Annotated in this window: 20 protein-coding genes; 11 read left to right on the top strand and 9 right to left on the bottom strand. The window is 73.9% G+C overall.

The genetic code is table 11. The features are described from left to right. The first annotated feature begins 101 nt into the window (after positions 1-101). The 4 genes from exaC (at position 102) to PGB27_RS18785 (ending at position 3,327) form a co-directional block, all read left to right on the top strand. Positions 102-1,625, top strand: coding sequence for an acetaldehyde dehydrogenase ExaC (gene exaC, locus PGB27_RS18800; RefSeq protein ID WP_274201921.1), 1,524 nt, complete (start codon positions 102-104; stop codon positions 1,623-1,625). A gap of 37 nt (positions 1,626-1,662) precedes the next feature. Further along, positions 1,663-2,100, top strand: a complete 438-nt coding sequence (locus PGB27_RS18795) for a DUF779 domain-containing protein (protein ID WP_274201920.1) — start codon at positions 1,663-1,665, stop codon at positions 2,098-2,100. Between the two features lie 122 nt (positions 2,101-2,222). Next, on the top strand, positions 2,223-2,834 hold the full coding sequence (locus PGB27_RS18790) for a cysteine hydrolase family protein (protein ID WP_274201919.1): 612 nt from the start codon (positions 2,223-2,225) through the stop codon (positions 2,832-2,834). Positions 2,835-2,958: 124 nt separating this feature from the next. Beyond that, positions 2,959-3,327 (top strand): histone-like nucleoid-structuring protein Lsr2, encoded by a 369-nt coding sequence (locus PGB27_RS18785; RefSeq protein ID WP_274201918.1) that lies wholly within the window; start codon positions 2,959-2,961, stop codon positions 3,325-3,327. A gap of 5 nt (positions 3,328-3,332) precedes the next feature. Here the strand turns inward: PGB27_RS18785 and PGB27_RS18780 are convergent, their stop codons facing one another. Beyond that, positions 3,333-4,025 (bottom strand): Crp/Fnr family transcriptional regulator, encoded by a 693-nt coding sequence (locus tag PGB27_RS18780; protein WP_274201917.1) that lies wholly within the window; start codon positions 4,023-4,025, stop codon positions 3,333-3,335. Positions 4,026-4,225: 200 nt separating this feature from the next. Between PGB27_RS18780 and PGB27_RS18775 the strand changes: the two genes are divergently transcribed. Both PGB27_RS18775 and PGB27_RS18770 read left to right on the top strand, forming a co-directional pair. Then, the gene (locus tag PGB27_RS18775) at positions 4,226-5,485 is read left to right on the top strand and encodes a M23 family metallopeptidase (RefSeq protein ID WP_274201916.1); all 1,260 of its coding nucleotides are present in this window, start codon (positions 4,226-4,228) and stop codon (positions 5,483-5,485) included. 363 nt (positions 5,486-5,848) lie between these two features. Continuing rightward, on the top strand, positions 5,849-8,386 hold the full coding sequence (locus PGB27_RS18770; protein ID WP_274201915.1) for an ATP-dependent Clp protease ATP-binding subunit: 2,538 nt from the start codon (positions 5,849-5,851) through the stop codon (positions 8,384-8,386). Between the two features lie 122 nt (positions 8,387-8,508). Here the strand turns inward: PGB27_RS18770 and PGB27_RS18765 are convergent, their stop codons facing one another. The 3 genes from PGB27_RS18765 to PGB27_RS18755 form a co-directional block, all read right to left on the bottom strand. After that, entirely contained in the window at positions 8,509-9,525 is a 1,017-nt protein-coding gene (locus tag PGB27_RS18765) for a hypothetical protein (protein ID WP_274201914.1), read from the bottom strand. A 152-nt stretch (positions 9,526-9,677) separates the two neighbouring features. Beyond that, positions 9,678-10,673 (bottom strand): helix-turn-helix transcriptional regulator, encoded by a 996-nt coding sequence (locus PGB27_RS18760; protein WP_274201913.1) that lies wholly within the window; start codon positions 10,671-10,673, stop codon positions 9,678-9,680. A 33-nt stretch (positions 10,674-10,706) separates the two neighbouring features. Further along, positions 10,707-11,792, bottom strand: a complete 1,086-nt coding sequence (locus PGB27_RS18755; protein ID WP_274201912.1) for a YihY/virulence factor BrkB family protein — start codon at positions 11,790-11,792, stop codon at positions 10,707-10,709. Positions 11,793-11,852: 60 nt separating this feature from the next. Here PGB27_RS18755 and PGB27_RS18750 point away from each other — a divergent pair, with 60 nt between their 5' ends. Then, positions 11,853-13,001, top strand: a complete 1,149-nt coding sequence (locus tag PGB27_RS18750; RefSeq protein WP_274201911.1) for a DNA glycosylase AlkZ-like family protein — start codon at positions 11,853-11,855, stop codon at positions 12,999-13,001. Between the two features lie 55 nt (positions 13,002-13,056). Here the strand turns inward: PGB27_RS18750 and PGB27_RS18745 are convergent, their stop codons facing one another. From PGB27_RS18745 to PGB27_RS18735, 3 genes are all read right to left on the bottom strand, one after another. Beyond that, positions 13,057-13,842 carry an SIR2 family NAD-dependent protein deacylase gene (locus PGB27_RS18745; RefSeq protein ID WP_274202152.1) on the bottom strand — a complete coding sequence of 262 codons (786 nt, stop codon included), beginning with the start codon at positions 13,840-13,842 and terminating at the stop codon, positions 13,057-13,059. A 113-nt stretch (positions 13,843-13,955) separates the two neighbouring features. Next, a complete protein-coding gene (locus tag PGB27_RS18740; RefSeq protein WP_274201910.1) occupies positions 13,956-14,276 on the bottom strand; it encodes an antibiotic biosynthesis monooxygenase family protein in 321 nt (106 codons plus the stop codon). Positions 14,277-14,281: 5 nt separating this feature from the next. Then, positions 14,282-15,274, bottom strand: a complete 993-nt coding sequence (locus PGB27_RS18735; protein WP_274201909.1) for an HhH-GPD family protein — start codon at positions 15,272-15,274, stop codon at positions 14,282-14,284. 111 nt (positions 15,275-15,385) lie between these two features. On the opposite strand from PGB27_RS18735, the gene PGB27_RS18730 reads away from it, so the two are divergent. Then, on the top strand, positions 15,386-16,354 hold the full coding sequence (locus tag PGB27_RS18730; RefSeq protein WP_274201908.1) for a DUF4232 domain-containing protein: 969 nt from the start codon (positions 15,386-15,388) through the stop codon (positions 16,352-16,354). Here PGB27_RS18730 and radA read toward each other — a convergent pair. Both radA and PGB27_RS18720 read right to left on the bottom strand, forming a co-directional pair. Further along, the gene (radA, locus tag PGB27_RS18725) at positions 16,338-17,753 is read right to left on the bottom strand and encodes a DNA repair protein RadA (protein WP_274201907.1); all 1,416 of its coding nucleotides are present in this window, start codon (positions 17,751-17,753) and stop codon (positions 16,338-16,340) included. The genes PGB27_RS18730 and radA overlap by 17 nt on opposite strands. A 49-nt stretch (positions 17,754-17,802) precedes the next feature. After that, positions 17,803-18,345, bottom strand: coding sequence for a copper chaperone PCu(A)C (locus tag PGB27_RS18720; protein WP_274201906.1), 543 nt, complete (start codon positions 18,343-18,345; stop codon positions 17,803-17,805). A gap of 218 nt (positions 18,346-18,563) precedes the next feature. On the opposite strand from PGB27_RS18720, the gene PGB27_RS18715 reads away from it, so the two are divergent. Genes PGB27_RS18715 through ispF form a run of 3 tightly spaced genes read left to right on the top strand, consistent with a single transcriptional unit; the run spans position 18,564 to position 20,231 of the window. Further along, positions 18,564-19,046, top strand: coding sequence for a CarD family transcriptional regulator (locus PGB27_RS18715; RefSeq protein WP_116707106.1), 483 nt, complete (start codon positions 18,564-18,566; stop codon positions 19,044-19,046). Between the two features lie 19 nt (positions 19,047-19,065). Further along, on the top strand, positions 19,066-19,770 hold the full coding sequence (gene ispD, locus PGB27_RS18710) for a 2-C-methyl-D-erythritol 4-phosphate cytidylyltransferase (RefSeq protein ID WP_274201905.1): 705 nt from the start codon (positions 19,066-19,068) through the stop codon (positions 19,768-19,770). Beyond that, a complete protein-coding gene (gene ispF, locus PGB27_RS18705; RefSeq protein ID WP_274201904.1) occupies positions 19,767-20,231 on the top strand; it encodes a 2-C-methyl-D-erythritol 2,4-cyclodiphosphate synthase in 465 nt (154 codons plus the stop codon). Before ispD ends, ispF begins: the two co-directional genes overlap by 4 nt. Positions 20,232-20,259 lie beyond the last annotated feature (28 nt).

Here is a 20,259-nt window from a genome sequence, read left to right as displayed (position 1 = left end):
GTGGATGCCGAGTCCTGCGCCGCAGATGCGTTGCAACGCCCGTGCAACCCCGGCGTCCCTAGTGTCCGCGCTCACGCAGCCCACGACGTGGAGGGACACAGATGGCCACCTATGCGGCCCCGGGACAGCCGGACAGCGTCGTCTCGTTCAAGCCCCGGTACGACCACTACATCGGCGGCGAGTACGTCGCGCCGGCGAAGGGCCAGTACTTCGAGAACCCGACGCCGATCACGGGCCGGACGTTCACCGAGGTCGCCCGCGGCACGGCCGACGACGTCGAGAAGGCGCTCGACGCTGCCGAGGGCGCCGCGTCCGCGTGGGGCAGGACCGCGGTCACGGAGCGCGCGAACGTCCTCACCACGATGGCCGACCGGATCGAGGCGAACCTCGAGAGGATCGCCGTCGCCGAGAGCTGGGAGAACGGCAAGGCCGTCCGCGAGACGCTCGCCGCCGACATCCCGCTGGCGATCGACCACCTGCGCTACTTCGCCGGCGCGATCCGGGCGCAGGAGGGCCACCTCTCCCAGATCGACGAGGACACGGTCGCGTACCACTTCCACGAGCCGCTGGGCGTGGTCGGCCAGATCATTCCCTGGAACTTCCCGATCCTCATGGCGATCTGGAAGCTGGCCCCGGCCCTCGCCGCCGGCAACGCCGTCGTCCTCAAGCCCGCCGAGCAGACCCCGGCCTCGATCCACGTCCTCCTGGACGTCATCGGCGACCTCCTGCCCGCCGGCGTGCTCAACGTCGTCAACGGCTTCGGCGTCGAGGCGGGCAAGCCGCTGGCGTCGTCGAGCCGCATCCGCAAGATCGCGTTCACCGGCGAGACGACGACCGGGCGCCTGATCTCTCAGTACGCCTCCGAGAACCTCATCCCGGTCACCCTCGAGCTCGGCGGCAAGAGCCCGAACATCTTCTTCGACGACGTCGCCGCGCAGCAGGACGCGTTCTACGACAAGGCCCTCGAGGGCTTCGCGATGTTCGCCCTCAACCAGGGCGAGGTCTGCACCTGCCCGTCGCGCGCGCTCGTCCAGGGCGGCATCTACGACGAGTTCGTCGCGCAGGGCGTCAAGCGCGCCGAGCAGGTCAAGATGGGCAACCCGCTCGACACCGAGACGATGATGGGCGCCCAGGCCTCGAACGACCAGCTCGAGAAGATCCTGTCCTACATCGACATCGGCCGGCAGGAGGGCGCCAAGGTCCTCACCGGCGGGGAGCGCGCCGACCTGGGCGGCGAGCTCTCGGGCGGCTACTACGTCCAGCCGACCGTCTTCGAGGGCCAGAACTCGATGCGGATCTTCCAGGAGGAGATCTTCGGGCCGGTGCTCTCGGTGGCGCGGTTCACCGACTACGCCGACGCGATGACGCAGGCCAACGACACCCTCTACGGCCTCGGCGCCGGGGTGTGGTCGCGCGACACGAACACCGCCTACCGCGCCGGCCGCGACATCCAGGCCGGCCGGGTCTGGGTGAACAACTACCACGCCTACCCGGCCCACGCGGCCTTCGGCGGCTACAAGCAGTCGGGCATCGGCCGCGAGAACCACAAGATGATGCTCGACCACTACCAGCAGACCAAGAACATCCTCCAGAGCTACTCGGACAACGCCCTGGGATTCTTCTGATCGGTCCGCGGTCGGACGCGGGAGTGGAGGTGTCGCCATGAGCGAGATCAGCACCAGCACCGACGTCACCGAGCAGGTGCCGGAGGTGCCGTGCTCGGGCACCGGGCGCGTCGCCCTGTCGCCGCAGGCCTCCGAGCTCCTGGTGTCGCTCACCGGGATCCACGGGCCCCTGATGTTCCACCAGTCCGGCGGGTGCTGCGACGGCAGCGCGCCGATGTGCTACCCGGACGGGGACTTCAAGATCGGGGGCTCCGACGTGCACCTCGGTGACCTGAGCGTGGAGGGCCTGGAGAAGCCGATCGGCTTCTACATGTCCGCCTCGCAGTACGAGTACTGGAAGCACACGCACCTCACCGTCGACGTGGTGAAGGGTCGCGGCAGCGGGTTCTCGGTGGAGGCGCCGGAGGGCGTGCGCTTCATCATCCGCTCGCGGCTGTTCACCGACGAGGAGATGCGCGAGCTGGGCGACCGGTAACCGGTCGCTGTACGGCTCGAGCTCGACCGAGTAGGACCGAGGGGCGCCCCGGCTGCGCACGACGCAGCGGGGGCGCCCCTCGCACGTCCGTCCGAGTCCACCCGGCGGCGAAGGAGCCGACGATGAGCACCCCGTCCACCACACCCTCGACGACCCTGCGCGAGCTGACCGGCATGCCCGCCACGCCCGCGTCCCTGCGCGACTCCGCCCTGGTCATGATCGACCTCCAGAACACCTACACGCGCGGCGTCATGGCCCTCGAGAACGTGGAGCCGGCGATCGACGAGGCCGCCGCCCTGCTCGACCGCGCGCGCAGTGCCGGCATCCCGATCGTCCACGTGCAGCACGACGCGGGGGAGGGCACGCCCTACGACGTGCGCGCCGAGATCGGGGCGATCGTCGACCGCGTCGCCCCGCGCTCCGGCGAGCACGTCGTCGTCAAGAACTTCCCGAACTCGTTCGTCGGCACCGACCTCGAGGCGCACCTGCGCGGGGTGGGGGCGTCGAACCTGGTGCTGGCCGGGTTCATGACACACATGTGTGTGAACTCCACCGCGCGCGGCGCGTTCAATGCCGGATTCGCACCCGCGGTGGTGGCCGGGGCGACCGCGACCCGCGCCCTGCCCGGTCCCGACGGCACGGTGTCCGCCTCCGCACTGCAGAGTGCGAGCCTCGCGGCACTCGCGGACATGTTCGCCGTCGTGGTCCCCGACAGCGCCGCGATACCGGACTGACGCGCAATTGTCGCGGATGTGACCCGTGTGAGGTCGGAAAATCGCGGCGTGGATCACTCGACAAACGCGTGATCGCGGAAATAGGGTCCGGCCACATTCCCGGTCGGTGTGCGGAGGTCGCGTGATGGCGCAGAAAGTCGTGGTGTCGCTCGTCGACGATCTGGACCAGTCGGAAGCCGACGAGACCGTCGAGTTCGGGATCGACGGCGCCACGTACGAGATCGACCTGTCCGAGGCCAACGCCTCGGCGCTGCGGGACAAGCTCGCCGACTACGTCGCCCACGCCCGCCGTAGCGGCGGCCGGCGCCGGTCGTCGTCGACGGGCTCGTCGTCCTCCGGTGGCCGCCGCGGCGGTGGGGGCGGCGGCCGCGCCGCGGTCGACCGCGAGCAGAACCAGGCGATCCGCGAGTGGGCGCGCAAGCAGGGCATGACGGTCTCGGAGCGCGGGCGCATCCCCAGCGAGGTCAGTGAGGCCTACCACAAGGCCCACTGAGATCCTCAGGCGTCGCCCGCGTAGGCGGTGAGCGCCGCGCGGTCCAGCGTCACGCCGCGGCCGCCGGGGTGCACGGTGACCAGGCCCCGGTCGGCCAGCGTGCGCAGCGCGGTGTTCAACGTCTGGCGGGCGATGCCGAGGCGCTGGGCGAGCAGGGTCTGCGGCCCGCCGAAGTCGACGACGTGGCGCCCCGCCGCGAGCTCGAGCAGGAGGGCGGCGAGGCGCCGGTCGACGGGCCGGCGCAGCCCGCTGCGCGCGCGGTTCTGCAGGCTCACGATCCGGACGAGGTCACGGGCGAGGGCGAGCAGGGTGTCGGGGCTGGACCGGAAGGCGCGCAGAGCGGCCGCGGCCGGGACGACGACGACCGTCGAGTCGCGGACAGCCACTGCGTCCTCGGTGCGCGGACCGGGCCGGAGGACCTCGAAGTAGCCGAACGCGTGCCCCTCCGCCGCGACGCCGAGGTCGATGACGTCGCCGGCCACCGAGCTGATGCGCGCGACGACCGAGCCGTGGCGCAGGACGAACATGGCGTCGCCGGGCGCACCCTCGAGGAAGACCGGCTCGCCGGCGGCGTAGTGCCGGACGACCGAGGCGGCGCCGAGCGCCCGGATCGTCGCGTCGTCGAGGTCGCGCAGCTGCGGGCACGCCCGCAGGACCCGCTCGGCGCGCGCGTCCGGAGCGGAGACCGTCACCGTCATCCCGCGACCCCCTGGTGCTTCAGCTCCGTGGTTCACCTGTCCGGCCCAGCCGTGCTGTCGTCGCCATGACAGCGCGTCGATCATGTGGCGGCCTAGCGTCCGCCGTCGACGGTCCGGTCGGAACTCCGACATCTCGGGCCGCACGGATCGAGCCCCGGGAGACGGCAGTGGGCGTGCGGAGAGGTGGGCGGGCGGCGGTCGTGGGCGCCCTGCTCGTGGCGGTGACGGTCCTGACGGCCTGCGGCGGGTCGGGCGCGGGGGCCACGCCACCCCCGTCCGCGTCGACCGCGGCCGGCGCCGCGACCGCCGAGGGCCCCTTCGGCGGCCCCTCGGCCGCCGACGCCCCGGCCGGGGGTGTGTCGGTGTTCACGCCGGTCGCGGCGTCCGTCCTCGCCGCGCCGATCCCGGTGCCGGCCACGGACGGCCGTGTCCACCTGGCCTACGAGCTCCAGGTGGACAACATCCTGAGCTCGCCGGCCACGCTCACCGCCGTCGAGGTCGTCGGCGACGGCCGGTCGCTGCTGCGGCTGGACGGCGAGGCCCTCGCCGCCTGGGTCAAGCCGTTCGGCGGGAGCCCCGGTACGCGAGACCTCCAGGCGGGCCAGGGCGGGCTGATCTGGCTGGACGTGTCGCTCGCGGCGACCGATCCCGTGCCGGCGCGCCTCGAGCACCGCCTCGACGTGGCGTTCGCCCAGCCGTCCCCGCCCCTGGTCCCGCCGACCCTGTCCGCCACGGTGGCCCCGACGACGGTGGACCGGACACCGCCGATGCGCATCTCCCCGCCGCTCGCGGGGTCCGGGTGGGTCGACGGCGACAGCTGCTGCACCCTCGGCGCACACCGGGGCGCGGTCAGCCCCATCGACGGGCGGCTGTGGGCGCCGGAGCGGTTCGCGATCGACTACGTGCAGGCCGACGCCTCGGGCCGGATGCTGGTCGGGCCCGCCACGGACATGGCCAGCTACCCGTACCACGGGGCGGACGTCCTGGCCGTCGCCGACGGCCCGGTCGTCGGCCTGGTCAGCGACCTGCCGGAGCAGCCGCCGGGCGCCAACCCGAGCGGCCTCACGCTCCAGCAGTACGGCGGCAACCACGTGGTGCAGGACCTCGGGGGCGGGCGCTACGCCTTCTACGCCCACCTGCAGCCGGGGAACCCGATGGGCCTCGCGATCGGGCAGCAGCTGCGCCGGGGCCAGGTGATCGGCAAGCTCGGCAACTCCGGCAACACCAGCGCCCCCCACCTGCACTTCCACGTCATGGACCGGACCGACCCGCTGGCCGCGAACGGGGTGCCGTTCGCGTTCGACGCCTTCACCCTCGAGGCCCGCGTCACCTCGGACGAGGCGGTCGTCCAGGCATCGGAGCAGCCCGTGCCGTTCCCGATGGACCGGGCGGGGGCGGGCCCGCGGACCGGGGTCTCGCCGTTGAGCCTCGACGTCATGGGCTATCCGGCCGCGCCCTGAGCGGGGTCTCGGCCCGCCCACCCGACCGGGGGGAGCCGCGGTGGACCACCCGGCTCTGCCCGGCCGGGTGGTTCACCGGTGGCGAACACCTCGGCGGGATGACCCGGGCGTCGTGGATGGTTGGACAGGACGGAACGTGGAGGTCCCACGACGGACCGTCGCTGCGTGTCCGCCGTCACGGTGGTGCAACCGTCGCCGTCCCGTGACGTCACGCGCGACGACTAGGATGGCCTTACGGTGCAAGGGCAGTTCGGGCACCGTGGGGGTCCCGATCCGTCATCGGGCACCAGCCAAGGGGCCACCGGGCCGTTCCCTCGGGGACACTCGGTGGAGGACCGCCGGCGCAGCAGTCAGGAGTGACGAATGTTCGAGAGGTTCACCGACCGCGCGAGGCGGGTGGTCGTCCTGGCCCAGGAAGAGGCCCGGATGCTCAACCACAACTACATCGGCACCGAGCACATCCTGCTCGGGCTGATCCACGAGGGCGAAGGCGTCGCCGCCAAGGCCCTCGAGTCGCTGGGGATCGCCCTGGAGGGCGTGCGCCAGCAGGTCGAGGAGATCATCGGCCAGGGGCAGCAGGCGCCCTCCGGCCACATCCCCTTCACCCCCCGCGCCAAGAAGGTGCTGGAGCTGTCGCTGCGCGAGGCGCTGCAGCTCGGGCACAACTACATCGGCACCGAGCACATCCTGCTCGGGCTCATCCGCGAGGGCGAGGGCGTCGCCGCCCAGGTGCTCGTCAAGCTCGGCGCGGACCTCAACCGTGTGCGCCAGCAGGTGCTGCAGCTGCTCTCGGGCTACCAGGGCAAGGAGCCCGCGGAGTCCGGCAGCCAGCGCGGCGAGGGGACGCCGTCGTCCTCGCTGGTGCTCGACCAGTTCGGTCGCAACCTCACCCAGTCGGCCCGCGAGGGCAAGCTGGACCCGGTCATCGGCCGGGAGAAGGAGATCGAGCGGGTCATGCAGGTCCTCTCCCGGAGGACCAAGAACAACCCGGTCCTCATCGGCGAGCCCGGCGTCGGCAAGACCGCCGTCGTCGAGGGCCTCGGCCAGGCCATCGTCAAGGGCGAGGTCCCCGAGACGCTGAAGGACAAGCAGCTCTACACGCTCGACCTCGGGTCGCTCGTGGCGGGCTCGCGCTACCGCGGTGACTTCGAGGAGCGCCTCAAGAAGGTCCTCAAGGAGATCCGCACCCGCGGCGACATCATCCTGTTCATCGACGAGCTCCACACGCTCGTCGGCGCGGGTGCCGCCGAGGGCGCGATCGACGCCGCGTCGATCCTCAAGCCGATGCTGGCCCGCGGCGAGCTGCAGACCATCGGTGCCACCACGCTCGACGAGTACCGCAAGCACGTCGAGAAGGACGCCGCGCTCGAGCGCCGCTTCCAGCCGATCCAGGTGGGGGAGCCCTCGGTGGCCCACTCCATCGAGATCCTCAAGGGGCTGCGCGACCGCTACGAGGCGCACCACCGTGTCTCGATCACCGACCCGGCGCTGGTCGCGGCGGCCACCCTGGCCGACCGCTACATCAACGATCGCTTCCTGCCGGACAAGGCCATCGACCTCATCGACGAGGCCGGCGCCCGCATGCGCATCCGCCGCATGACCGCGCCGCCGGACCTGCGCGAGTTCGACGAGAAGATCGCCGACGTCCGTCGCGAGAAGGAGTCCGCGATCGACGCGCAGGACTTCGAGAAGGCGGCGCGCCTGCGCGACGAGGAGAAGAACCTCATCGGGCAGAAGACCGAGCGCGAGAAGCAGTGGAAGTCCGGTGACCTCGACGTCGTCGCGGAGGTCGACGACGAGCAGATCGCCGAGGTGCTGGCCAACTGGACCGGCATCCCGGTGTTCAAGCTGACCGAGGAGGAGACCACCCGCCTGCTGCGCATGGAGGACGAGCTCCACAAGCGCATCATCGGGCAGGAGGACGCGGTCAAGGCCGTGTCGCAGTCCATGCGGCGCACGCGCGCCGGCCTCAAGGACCCGAAGCGTCCGTCGGGCTCGTTCATCTTCGCCGGCCCCTCGGGCGTCGGGAAGACGGAGCTCACCAAGGCGCTCGCGGAGTTCCTCTTCGGCGACGACGACGCGCTCGTCCAGATCGACATGGGCGAGTTCCACGACCGCTACACCGCTTCGCGGCTCTTCGGCGCGCCCCCCGGGTACGTCGGTTACGAGGAGGGCGGCCAGCTCACCGAGAAGGTGCGCCGCAAGCCGTTCTCGGTGGTCCTCTTCGACGAGATCGAGAAGGCCCACTCCGAGGTCTACAACACGCTGCTCCAGGTGCTCGAGGACGGCCGCCTGACCGACGGTCAGGGCCGCATCGTCGACTTCAAGAACACGGTCATCGTGTTCACGTCGAACCTCGGCACGCAGGACATCTCGAAGGCGGTCGGCCTCGGGTTCCAGTCCGGGCAGGACTCGGGCTCGAACTACGAGCGCATGAAGAACAAGGTGACGGACGAGCTGAAGAAGCACTTCCGCCCCGAGTTCCTCAACCGCATCGACGACATCATCGTGTTCCACCAGCTGCGCGAGGACGAGATCGTGCAGATGGTCGACCTGATGATCGGCCGCACCGAGAAGCAGCTGCAGAACAAGGACATGTCGATCGAGCTCACCGACGCCGCGAAGAAGCTGCTCGCGCAGCGCGGCTTCGACCCGGTGCTCGGCGCCCGTCCGCTGCGCCGCACGATCCAGCGCGAGATCGAGGACCAGCTCTCCGAGAAGATCCTCTTCGGCGAGGTCGAGTCCGGCCAGATCGTGCTCGTCGACGTCGAGGGCTGGACGCCCGAGCCCGACGAGAACGGGGTCACCAAGCCCGCTCCCGAGTCGGCCACCTTCACCTTCCGCGGTGAGGCCAAGCCGACCCCGGTGCCGGACACCCCGGAGGTCGCCGCGGCGGAGTGATCCGCCCGCTGCACGTCACCGGAGCCCCGGTCCCCTCCTCGCAAGGGGGCCGGGGCTTCGGCGTGTCCGGGGTGTTAGCGAAGTGCCGTTGCAGACGTTGAGTGTCCGTATCGGTACTTCGATCACTGCGGGCTGCGCCCGATGCCGACGCCGTAGACCACCGGCGCCTGGGGTAGGGCCGCGGCGATCCGGAGGTTCGCGCAGATGTCGTCGTGCACCCCGTCGGGGTCCTCGCGACCCTGCGTCGGACGGGTGCTGAGGACATGTAGCCCGACCGCACGGAGTCGACGCTGGCGCTCCGAGGTCGCTCGTACCTGTTCCGGGGTGGCGAAGTGCTGCTCCACGGAGTCGATCTCCCAGACGAAGTCGTGCTCCCGCACGAGGCCGTCGACGGTGGCGACGAAGCGGCCGCGCTCGTCGAACACGTCGACGTTCCACTCGATCGGCGGCAGGTCGTCGAACGACTCCCACAACGACCGCGCGTTGAACTCGGCCGGGGAGAGGACACCGGCGCGCGCTGCCTCGAGCACACGTCGCGGCGCGGCCGTCCCCTTGCGGGTGCCGACCTCGAGCTCTCGCCACAGCGCCTCGACCGTCACCATGCGGCGTTGGACGGGCTCGGTGACGACGGCCGCGATCGCCTCCGGGTCCTTGAGCCGCCTGACGTGGTCGACGACGCACCGCGCGAGCGGCGCCACCGGCAGTCCGTCGCGTGCGACGGGGCACGGCAGCCGGACCGTGCGCTCGATCGTGGCTCGTCCCGAGCTCTGCGCCCGTCGGCCGAGCGTGATCAGGACGTGGTCGAAGATCGGGTCTCCGCCGCGCCGCATTCCGTGGTGGCGCATCCCGCTGAGGCCGGTGAGCATCGCGCCGTTGCCGGCGTACACGAGCGCAGCGATCTCCCACTGGCGGGGCGTCGGCGTCCCCTTGGTCAGCATGATCGTGGCCGGCAGCAGGAGCGTCCAGGGCCCGTCCTGCTGCGTTCGTCGATAGACGGTTCGCTCGGGCACCCCGAGCTCGACGAGGTGCCGCGCCGAGATGACGTCCTCCCAGCTGGCGATCCGGAGCGCCTCGAGGTCCCGCGCCCACATCCCCCGTCGCATGGCCAGGAGCATCCGGTGGGTCCCGTCCACGGTCACGCCGCCGTCGCTCACCTGTGGATCGACGAGACCGTTGTGGACGGACGCGCGGCACGTTCGCCTGCCTTGGCCGGCGACCAATCCGTCGCGGCGCGGTGATCGAAGTACCGATACGGACACTCAACGTCTGCAACGGCACTTCGCTGACAACCTCAGCCGCCGTACATCCCGGCGAGGGCGTGGGCGACGCCGGCCATCTGCTCGCGCAGGGTGAGGGGGGCGAGGACCTCGACGTCGGCGCCGAGGGCGAGCAGCTCGTGGCGCGCGTGGGCGATCGACTCGATCGGGATCACGGCCTCCACCCAGCCGTCGGCGTCGGTCGGCCAGGTGCCCTCGGCCAGCGCGCGGGCGGTGTGGGGCGTGAGGACCACGGGCGCGAGCTCGAGGGCCCGCGGCGAGAAGCGCACGGTGGCCTCGGCCTGGTACAGCGCGTCGGTGAGCTCCTGGGTGCGCTGGTGCCAGTACTTCCACAGGTCGAAGCCCTCGGGGCGCTCGAAGCGGACGTCGAGGGTCTCGAGGTCGAGGATGCGCGCGACGCGGTAGGTGCGGGGCTGGGCCCCGGGCTCCCCGCTCGGCACGGCGACGAGGTACCAGGTGCCGGCCTTGAGCACGAGCCCGAGCGGCTCGAGCTCGCGGTCCACCTCCGGCTCCCGCCCGCCGGTCGCCCAGCGGCGGTAGCGCACGCGCAGCACCCGCTGGTTCCACACGGCGTCGGCGACCCCGGTCAGCGTCGGGACGTGGTCGGCCTCGCGGAACCAGCCGGGGGCGTCGAGGTGGAAGCGCTCGGCGATCCGCCCGGCACGGTCGGAGAGCTCGGTGGGCAGCGCCGCCTGCACCTTGAGCTGCGCCGCCGCGAGGACGCGGCCGAGGCCGAGCTCCGCGGCCGCCTCGGGCATCCCCGACAGCGCGAGGGCGTCGGCCTCCTCGGCGGTCATCCCGGTCAGGTGGGTCCGGTAGCCCTCCAGCAGCGAGTAACCGCCGTCCGGGCCGCGGTCGGCGTAGACGGGCACCCCGGACGCCGAGAGCGCGTCCATGTCGCGGTAGATCGTCCGGATCGAGACCTCGAGCTCGTCGGCGAGCTCCCGCGCCGTGAGACGGCCGCGGTTCTGCAGCAGCAGGAGCACGGAGAGGAGCCGGCTGGCGCGCACAGGTCAGTCGTACCCCATCCCTGACAGGAGCTGTCAGGCACGTCCCCCGTCCGGGCCGACGGGTTCAACCGGTTGCTCGTCGGTCTGCTGGGGCTGCTCGGGCTGGAGCTCGTCGGGGATGCCGTCGGCGTCCTCGTCGCGCAGCAGCGGATCGCCGATGCCCGCCCGCGCGCCCTCGAGCTGCGCCGCGACCGCGACCCCGAGCAGCAGCGCGACGCCCGTGACCGTCGCCCACAGCAGCAGCGCCATGATCCCGGCGAGCGGGCCGTAGGTCTGGCTGAAGTCGCCGGAGACCGCGACGTAGAGCGCCACGCACCCCGACGCCGCGAGCCAGAGGACGACCGTCAGCCCGGCACCGAGCGCGAGCCACGACAGGCCCGGCTGGTGGCGCCGGGGTGCGTAACGGAAGAGCACGGTGACGGCGATGACGAGCGAGGCCAGGCCCACGGGCCAGCGCAGGACGTCGAACACCGTCTCGGCCACGTCACCCCAGCGGTAGACGTCCTCCACGGCGTCACCGAGCGGACCGCCCGCGATGATGAGCACCAGGCCGAGGCCGAGCGCCGACCCCGCCGTCAGCGTCAGCACGGCCGCGCGGGCGTACTTGCGCACGAACGGCCGGTCGCGCTCGGTGCCGTAGATGCGGTTGGTGCCGCGCTCGAGCTGGGCGATCGCGCTCGTCATGGCCAGGAACGCCGTCGTCAGGCCGAGGGCGACGGCGAGCTCGCCGACGTTCTCGTTGCGGGTGTCCCCGTCGGTGTCGTCGCCCGCCTCGTCGGGCAGCTCGGCCGGGCCGCGGGCGACGACGTCGGCGAGCAGCTGGTCGCCCGCGCCGGGGGAGACCGCGACGACGGTGCGCGCCACGACCTGCGCCACGGACTCGGCGCCGACGGCCGTCGCGAGCCCACTGCCGGCGATGACGAGCGGGACGACGGCGAGCGCCAGCTGCAGCGCGAACCCGCGTGCGTGGCTGAAGCCGTCGCCGTACCGGAAGCGCATCAGCGCGTCGCGCAGCAGCGTCCGGAGCCCGATCCGGCGTGCGGTGTGCCAGGCGTCGTCGGCCGACAGCAGGTCTCCGTCCATGTCCGTGGTGACGGGGACCGCGCGCACCGAGCTCACGACGTCATCTTCCCCGGATCCTGACCGAGGATGTCAGCGTCGGTAGGGCAGGCTCACCGCATGGTCGAGACGCTGACCCGCGAGCAGGTCATGGCGCACCGCATCGCGGCGCAGGGGCTGCACCGCGACCGCCCCGCGGCGATCGCCGCGCTTGCCTCGCTGGGCCTGCAGGACGCGGGTCCGACGGCCCGGCTCGCCCTCGCGGCGCGCAGCGACGGCGACCCCGACCCCGTGGCGCGCGGGCTCGTCGACGGCTGGACCCACCGGGGGGCGCCGCACCACCACCCGCCGGACGAGCGCAACGCCATCGCCGCCGCCGCGCGTCCCTTCGACGACGCCGACGCCGCGGCGCGCCTGAACTGGAGCGGGCCCGAGCAGCGCCGGGTGGGCATCCCCGCCCGCGAGGCGATCGACCGGGCGGCGGACGCGCTGGCCGAGGTCGTCACCGAGCCCCTGACCAAGGGCGCGGCCAGCGGCGCCGTGACGAAGCTGCTGCCCGACGCCCTGCTGCGCGACTGTCGCGGGTGCGCGACGGTCCACGTCAACGAGCAGCTCTTCCGGCTCTCGGCGTTCCCGGTCGGCGTCGGGCTCGACCCGACGGGCCGGACGCTGCTGCTGATCCCACCGCCGGCGGGATGGGAGCGCCCCGTCGAGGGCGACCCGGGCCGGGCGGCGCGCCTGGTGCTCGACTACCTGCGGGTGCTGGGGCCGGCCGGGCCGCGGGAGGTCGCCGACTTCGTCGGGACGTCGGCCGCGGCGTTCGCGCCCGCGTGGGAGGCGGCGCTGCCGGGGCTGGTGGAGGTGGAGGTGGAGGCGGGCGACGGAGCGCAGCGGAGCTCGACCCGGGATGTCCACCCGGCGTGGCTGCCCGCCGACGAGCTCGACGCCGCGCTGGGCGCGCCCGACCCCGACGTCGTGCGCTTCCTGCCCCCGCTCGACCCGATGCTCCAGGCCCGCGACCGCCCGCTCCTCGTGCCCGACGAGGCGCTGCGCAAGGACCTGTACAAGATCATCGGCAACCCGGGAGCGCTGCTGGCGGACGGCGAGGTCGTCGGCACCTGGCGGCCCCGCGCGTCGGGGAAGAAGCTGACGCTCGAGGTCGCGCCGGTGGTGCCGCTCGCCCCGGACGTGCGGGCGCGCCTCGACGACGAGGCGGAGCGCGTCGCCGCCGCCCGGGGCCTGCGGCTGGCGGGGATCACGGGCGTCTGACGGGTGGCAGCGAACGCGCTGTTCGCTGCTTCTACGCGCGCAAAGTCCCCGTTGATCACCCGTGGAGCGCGGCGTCGATCGCCTCGAGGGCCGCGCGGGCGCCGGCCGCGAGGGCGATCCCGCGGCCGTGGCGGATGTCCGGCTCGCGGACGTTGATCCTCACCAGCGCGCCCGACGCCGCGGACGCGAGCTCCGCGTGACGGCGGACGGTCGGCACCGCGGTGCCCGCGCCGAGCTCGAGGACGACGAGCCGCGACGCGTCCTGCGCGCGCAGCCAGGCCCGGTGCTCGGCCGCCTTGTCGCCGTGGTGGCCGGGCACCCAGGCGCCGTCACCGAACATGAGGATGTTGGGCCGCGCGACGCGGCCGCAGCGGGGGCACGCGGGCAGCGGCGGGCGGGCACGCATGGTGTCCTCGTCGATCACCACGTCGACGTCGTCGGCCGGCCACGTGCCGTCGTGGCAGGGCCGGGTGCACTGGAGCATCCCGATCGCCCCGTGGCACTCGGTGACGACCGCGTCGGCGAACCCCGCCGCCTGGAACGCGCCGTCGACGTTCGACGTGAAGACGCGCATCGGCAGTCCCGGTGGGCCGGCTCCGCTCCGCTGCGTGTCCGGCGATCCGGCCCAGCGGCGGAGCACCGCGAACCCGGCGTGGGGGACGGTGCGCCGGTAGAGGGCCAGGCGGTGGCCGTAGAAGCCCCACGCCAGCTCGGGGTCGGCGTCGAAGTGCTCGGGGTCGGCGATCTCCTCGAACCGCAGCCCGAGGCGCCGGTAGGGCGGGTAGGCGCGCCAGAAGCCCTCGGGGCCGCGGAAGTCGGGCAGCCCCGAGTCGACGCCCATCCCCGCACCCGCGCACACGAGCAGCGCGCCGGCGCCGGCCACCGCCTCCGCCGCCGCGGAGACGGCGGCCGGATCGGGCTGGGCGAGCAGCGACCCGCGATCGGAGGCCGGGCTCAGGACTCGCCGCCGCCCTTGCCGACGGACAGCGCGACCTCGAACTGCAGCAGATCCGCACCCGTCGCGACGGGCTGCTGGCGCTGCCCGGCGTGCGCGGCCTCGGCGGCACCGCCACCGCGCCACGCCTCGAACGCCTCGTCGGACTCCCAGCGCGTGTAGACGAAGTAGCGGTGCTCACCCTCGATGGGGCGCAGCAGCTCGTAGCCCAGGAAGCCCGGGGTGTCGAGCATGCTGTCGCCGTGCGCGGCGAAGCGCTTCTCGAGCTCGGGGCCGCTGCCCTCGGGGACGTGGATGGCGTTGATCTTCACGACGGCCATGGCCGTCAGCCTACGTCGCCCGCCTCGCCCGGCAGCGCGAAGCGACCGTCGGCCATCTGCTCGACGAGGCCGTCGACGAGCAGCGAGTCGAGGCAGCGCGCGCGCTGCGCCGGATCGGTGAGCCAGGCCTTCTCGAGCGCCTCCGCGGTCACCGGGCCCGGCGCGCCGCGCAGGACGTCGAGGAGCCGTCCGCGCACCTGGCGGTCGGTGCCCGCCCAGGTCTGGGCCTTGCGCACCGGACCGTCCCACGCCGGGCGCCCGAGCCGCTGCCAGGCGCACAGCTCCACCACGGGGCAGCCCCCGCACCGCGGCCCGCGGGCCACGCAGACCGTCGCCCCGAGCTCCATGAGCGCCGCCGACATCGTGGCGGCGTCCTCGTGGTGTCCGGCGAGGGTGACCGCCGCCGCGTCCGACTCAGCCGAGGCGTCCCTCGCTCCCGGGTCGCCGCCCGGCAGCAGGGCCTCGACGTCCGCCAGGTCCCGCGACGCCGCCGGGCCGGCTTCGGCGCGCCCGTGCACGGCGCGGGCGACGACGCGACGGACGTTGGTGTCGACGACCGGCACCCGCTGCCCGTGCGCGAACGCCGCGACCGCGCGGGCGGTGTAGGTCCCGATCCCGGGCAGCGACTCGAGGGTCTCGACGTCGGCGGGGACGACGTCGTCGTGGTCGGCGGCGATGGCCTGTGCGGCCGCGTGCAGGCGCAGCGCGCGCCGCGGGTAGCCGAGCCTGCCCCAGGCCCGCAGCACGTCGGCGGCGGGTGCGGCGGCCATCGCCGAGGGCCGCGGCCAGCGCTCGAGCCACGTGCGCCACGGGTCCTCGACCCGCGCGACCGGCGTCTGCTGGAGCATGATCTCGGACACGAGCACGCCCCACGGCGTCGTGCCCGGACGGCGCCAGGGCAGGTCGCGGGCGTGCGCGCGGAACCAGGGGACGAGGACGTCGGCGAGCGTGGTGTCGACGGCGGTCGGCGTGCCGCCGGCGGACGTGGTGGTGCCCATCGACCGCCGATCCTGCCCCGGCCCCCCGCCGTCGCCACCGTCGGGTGAAACGGACCGGCGACCGCGTGGTGGAGGATCGCCCAGCGCGATCGCGAACCTACTTTCCGTGACGTGTGGGAGCCGGTCGGACCGCTCGCGCCGTCGGTCTACTGGCGGCGCCGGGTCCTCGCGCTCGGCGTCGTGACCTTCGTGCTCGGGGGGTTCGTCTGGGCCCTGGTCGGTCTGGTCGGTCTGGTCGGTCTGGCCGGCGGCGAGCCCGAGCCCGCCACCGTCGAGGCCCGCGCCCGCGCCGCGGCGATGGCCGGGGCGGACCCGGAGAGCCGCGCCGCACCGGCCGGCGCCGACACGGACACGCGCGGGCCGATCGAGGCCGCGCTCCCCGACACCCCGCCCGGCGCCCTGCCCGCGCCCCCGACGGTCGGGCAGCCCGGCGCGCCACCCACCGTCGTCCCGCCCGGCGACGGGCCGGGGCTCGCGCCCACGCCGGTGCCCGACGGCGCGCTGCTCGTGCCCCCGGGCGGCACGGGTTTCCGCGGCTTCCTGCCGCCCGGCGTCCCGACGGGCTCCGCCGGACCGCTGCTCGCCACCCCGACGACCACGCCCGCCCCCGGCACCTCGGTGCCCCCGAGCACGACCACGCCGACGACCACGCCTCCGGAGTCGTCGACCGCGAGCGCCCCGGAGCCCGGACCGTGCGCCGACGGCGACCTGAGCATCACCGCCCGCACCGACGCGACGAGCTACCCGGCAGGGAGCAAGCCCGTGCTCAGCCTCGTCGTCACCAACACCGGCGACGCCCCCTGCGTGCGCGACCTGGACGCCGCGAAGCAGGCGGTGGCCGTGGTCCGCACGCCAGGCGACGGCCTGTGGGGCAGCAACGACTGCTCGCCCGGAGACACCGACGACGTCCGCACCCTCGCCCCGGGCGAGGAGGCGGTGTTCTCGGTGCGCTGGTCGGGGAAGACGTCGATGCCGGGCTGCGCGGGGGAGCGGACGGTGGTGCCGCCGGGCACCTACCAGCTGCTCGCGCGACTCGACGGGATCATCAGCGAGCCGGTGTCGTTCACCCTCGCAGGCTGAGGTCCGGGTCCTTCTCGAGGGTGGTGCGCATCAGGGCGCCGCGGAGGTCGTCGACCGGCGCCGCCGTCAGGCCCTTCGGCGTGCGGACCTCGCCCGGCGGCACGATCGCGCGGCTGATGCCGAGCCGGCCGGCCTCGGCGAGGCGACGTTCGAGGGCGACCACCCGGCGGACCTCGCCGCCCAGCCCGACCTCGCCGATGGCGACGAGCCCGGAGCGCACCGCCTCGCCGTGGTAGGCCGAGGCGATCGCGATGGCGACCGCGAGGTCGGCCGACGGCTCGCGCAGCTTCATGCCGCCGACCGTGGCGACGAAGACGTCCTTGTCGTGCAGGCGCAGCTTGCAGCGCTCCTGGAGCACCGCGAGGATCTTGGCGACGCGGCCGCTGTCGAGGTCGGACACCACGCGGCGCGGCGGGGTGTCCGACGGCCGGGTGGCGACGAGCGCCTGCACCTCGGCCATGAGCGGGCGGCGGCCCTCCATCGCCACGGTCACCGCCTGCCCGGCCACCGTGCGCTCGAGCCCGCCGGTGAACAGCCCGGACGGATCGGCGACCTCGGCGATCCCGCGGTCGTTCATCTCGAAGCAGCCGACCTCGTCGGTGGCGCCGAAGCGGTTCTTCAGGCCGCGGACCAGCCGCAACGGGGAGTGCCGGTCGCCCTCGAAGGAGAGCACGACGTCCACGAGGTGCTCGAGCGTGCGCGGCCCGGCCACCGCGCCGTCCTTGGTGACGTGGCCGATGAGCACCACGGGCAGGTCGCGCTGCTTGGCGAGGGCGACGAGCGCCGTCGTGACCGTGCGCACCTGGGACACGCCGCCGGGCGAGCCCTCCGCCGTCGCGGTGCCGACCGTCTGCACCGAGTCGACCACCAGCAGCTCGGGGTCGACGGCCTCGACGTGCGCCGCGATCTCCTCGAGGTCGCCGGTGGCGGAGAGGAACAGGTGCGGCGCGAGACCGTCGGTCCGCTCGGCGCGCAGGCGCACCTGACCCGCCGACTCCTCGCCCGTGACGTACAGCACCGTGGCCCCGTCACGCGCCCGTCGGGCCGCGACCTCGAGCAGCAGCGTGGACTTGCCCACCCCCGGCTCGCCCGCGAGCAGCACCACCACGCCGGGCACCAGGCCTCCGCCGAGCACGCGGTCGAGCTCGCCGACCCCCGTCGGCCGGGCCGTGGCGGTCTCGAGATCGACCTGGCCGATCTGGCGGACCGGGCTGGCCGGACGCGCCGCGGGCGTCGGCGCGACGCCGGGGCGTCCGCTGCGCCCCGCCGCGGGGGACGTGTCGGGGGCTTCCTCGACCGTGCCCCAGCCCCCGCAGTCCGGGCAGCGGCCGACCCACTTGGCGGCGGTGTGGCCGCAGGCGGTGCACTCGAAGCGGGCGGCGCGGGCGCGTGACGTCACGAGCGCACCGTAGGACGGGGCCCCGACAGCGCCGGACGGCGCGCGGGTGTCAGCCCACGGACGGGCCGACGCCGACGACGATCGTCGGCACGGTGACGGCCCCGGCGCGCTCGAAGGTGAAGGTGACCGCGTAGGTCGGGCCCGGGCGCAGCTGCTGGGTCACGCCCGTGAGCGCCACCCGCATCGCGCCGGCCACGCGGGCGTCGATGCTGCCGGGGCCGACCGGGACCGGCTCGGCACCGACCATCCGGACGGCGTTCTCGGCGGGGATCGCGAGCTGGCCCTCGGGGCGGGCGCCGACCGCGTACGGCGTCGACACCGACACCAGGCGGTCAGCCGTCGGACCCTGGTTGATGATCGTGCCGCGGACGAAGATCTCGCCGCCCGCCGGCACGGACTCGGCCGGGCCGGCGTCGAGGGAGACGTCCTGGAGCACGATGTCCCCCACCTGGCCGCGCGCACCGGCGGCCTGGGAGACGATCGTGTCGGTCTGGGTGACGGCCCCGGCGCTGCACCCGGCGAGCGCCAGCGCCGCGGTGAGCAGGGTCGCGACGACGAGCCCGGGTCGGGGCCCGCGCGGGCGGCGGCTCATGGGTCCGGGTGTCCTCTCGGGTGGGGGCGGTCTCCAGACGGCGAGCGACACCCTAGTACCCGCGCCGCGCCCCGGCCGTCCGGGCGCGGGCCGTGACCTGGACATGCACGGCCCCCGCCGAGTTGTCAAGTCCCTGACCTGCGAAGACGGCGCAATCCCCTGCAATGCCCGTGCGTCGGACGTGTTAATCTGGATGCAGCGAAAGGGGCTCGGGACACATGGTTTTCAAGGTCGGCGAGACCGTCGTCTACCCGCACCACGGTGCCGCACTCATCGAGGCCATCGAGACCAGGACGATCAAGGGCGAGGAGAAGAAGTACCTCGTCCTCAAGGTTGCCCAGGGCGACCTGACCGTCCGGGTCCCCGCGGACAACGCCGAGATCGTCGGTGTCCGCGACGTCGTGGGCCAGGAGGGTCTGGACCGGGTGTTCGAGGTGCTGCGTGCGCCGCACACCGAGGAGCCGACCAACTGGTCGCGCCGGTACAAGGCGAACCTCGAGAAGCTCGCGTCGGGTGACGTGAACAAGGTCGCCGAGGTCGTGCGCGACCTGTGGCGCCGCGAGAAGGACCGCGGCCTGTCCGCGGGCGAGAAGCGGATGCTGGCGAAGGCACGCCAGATCCTGGTCAGCGAGCTGGCGCTGGCGGAGGGCACCGACGAGGTGGCCGCCGAGTCGCTGCTCGACCAGGTCCTGGCCTCCTGACGACGGGCGTCCCGGGGCGGTGACCGTCGCGGCGATCGTGCCGGCGGCGGGACGCGGTGAACGGCTCGGTCTCGGCCGGCCGAAGGCGCTCGCGGTCGTGGGTGGTCTGACGTTGGTGGCGCGCGCGGTCGACGGGCTCGTCGAGGGCGGGGTGCAGACGGTCGTCGTCGTCGCCCCGCCCGGCGACGAGGACGCGATGCGCGCGGCGCTCGGGTCGCGGCGAGCCGTCGTGGTGCCCGGCGCCGACGACCGCGTCGGTTCCGTGGCCGCGGGTCTCGAGGCCCTGCCCGTCGACGCCGACGTGGTGCTCGTGCACGACGCCGCCCGGTGCCTGTGCCCGCCCGAGGTGGTGCGCGCCGTCGTCGACGCCGTGCGCGCCGGGCACCGCGCGGTGGTACCGGTCACCGCCGTCGCCGACACCCTGCGACGCACCGACCGGGCGGGCGTCGTCACCGGCCTCGTCGACCGCACCGGGCTCGCCGCCGTCCAGACGCCCCAGGGCTTCGACCGGGCGACGCTGCGCGCCGCCCACGCCCGCGCGGGCGAGCAGCGCGCGGCGGGCGGGCCGGTCGTCGCCACCGACGACGCCGGCCTCGCCGAGGACCTCGGGGTGGGCGTCGTCACGGTGCCCGGCGACCCGCGGGCGTTCAAGGTGACGACGCCGCTGGACCTCGCGATGGCGGAGGCGTTGGTGGGCACGGTCGCGACGGGTTCGCCCTCGTGAGGGTCGGCATCGGCACCGACGTGCACCCGGTGAGTCCCGGCGTGCCGTGCTGGGTGGCCGGGCTGTACTGGGAGGGCGTCGACGGCTGCGCGGGGCACTCCGACGGCGACGTCGCCGCGCACGCGCTGTGCGACGCGGTGCTCTCGGCCGCCGGGCTCGGGGACCTCGGTGCGGTGTTCGGCACGGGCCGCCCGGAGTGGGCCGGCGCGTCCGGGGTGCGGCTGCTGGAGGAGGTCCGCGCGCTGGTCGGCGCGGAGGGCTGGGTGCTGGGCAACGCCGCGGTCCAGGTGATCGGCAACGCCCCGAAGATCGGCACGCGCCGCGATGAGGCGCAGGCGGCGCTGTCCGCGGCGCTCGGCGGTCCGGTCGCCGTCTCGGGGACGACGTCCGACGGGCTGGGGCTCACCGGGCGCGGCGAGGGTCTCGCGGCCGTCGCGACGGCGATGCTGCGGCCTGCCTGAGTTCTGCGGAACGGCACCCACGCCGCGC

The organism is Actinomycetospora lemnae (assembly GCF_028737315.1).
GTDB classification, from domain to species: domain Bacteria; phylum Actinomycetota; class Actinomycetes; order Mycobacteriales; family Pseudonocardiaceae; genus Actinomycetospora; species Actinomycetospora lemnae.
This window is presented reverse-complemented; position numbering and strand designations above follow the sequence as displayed.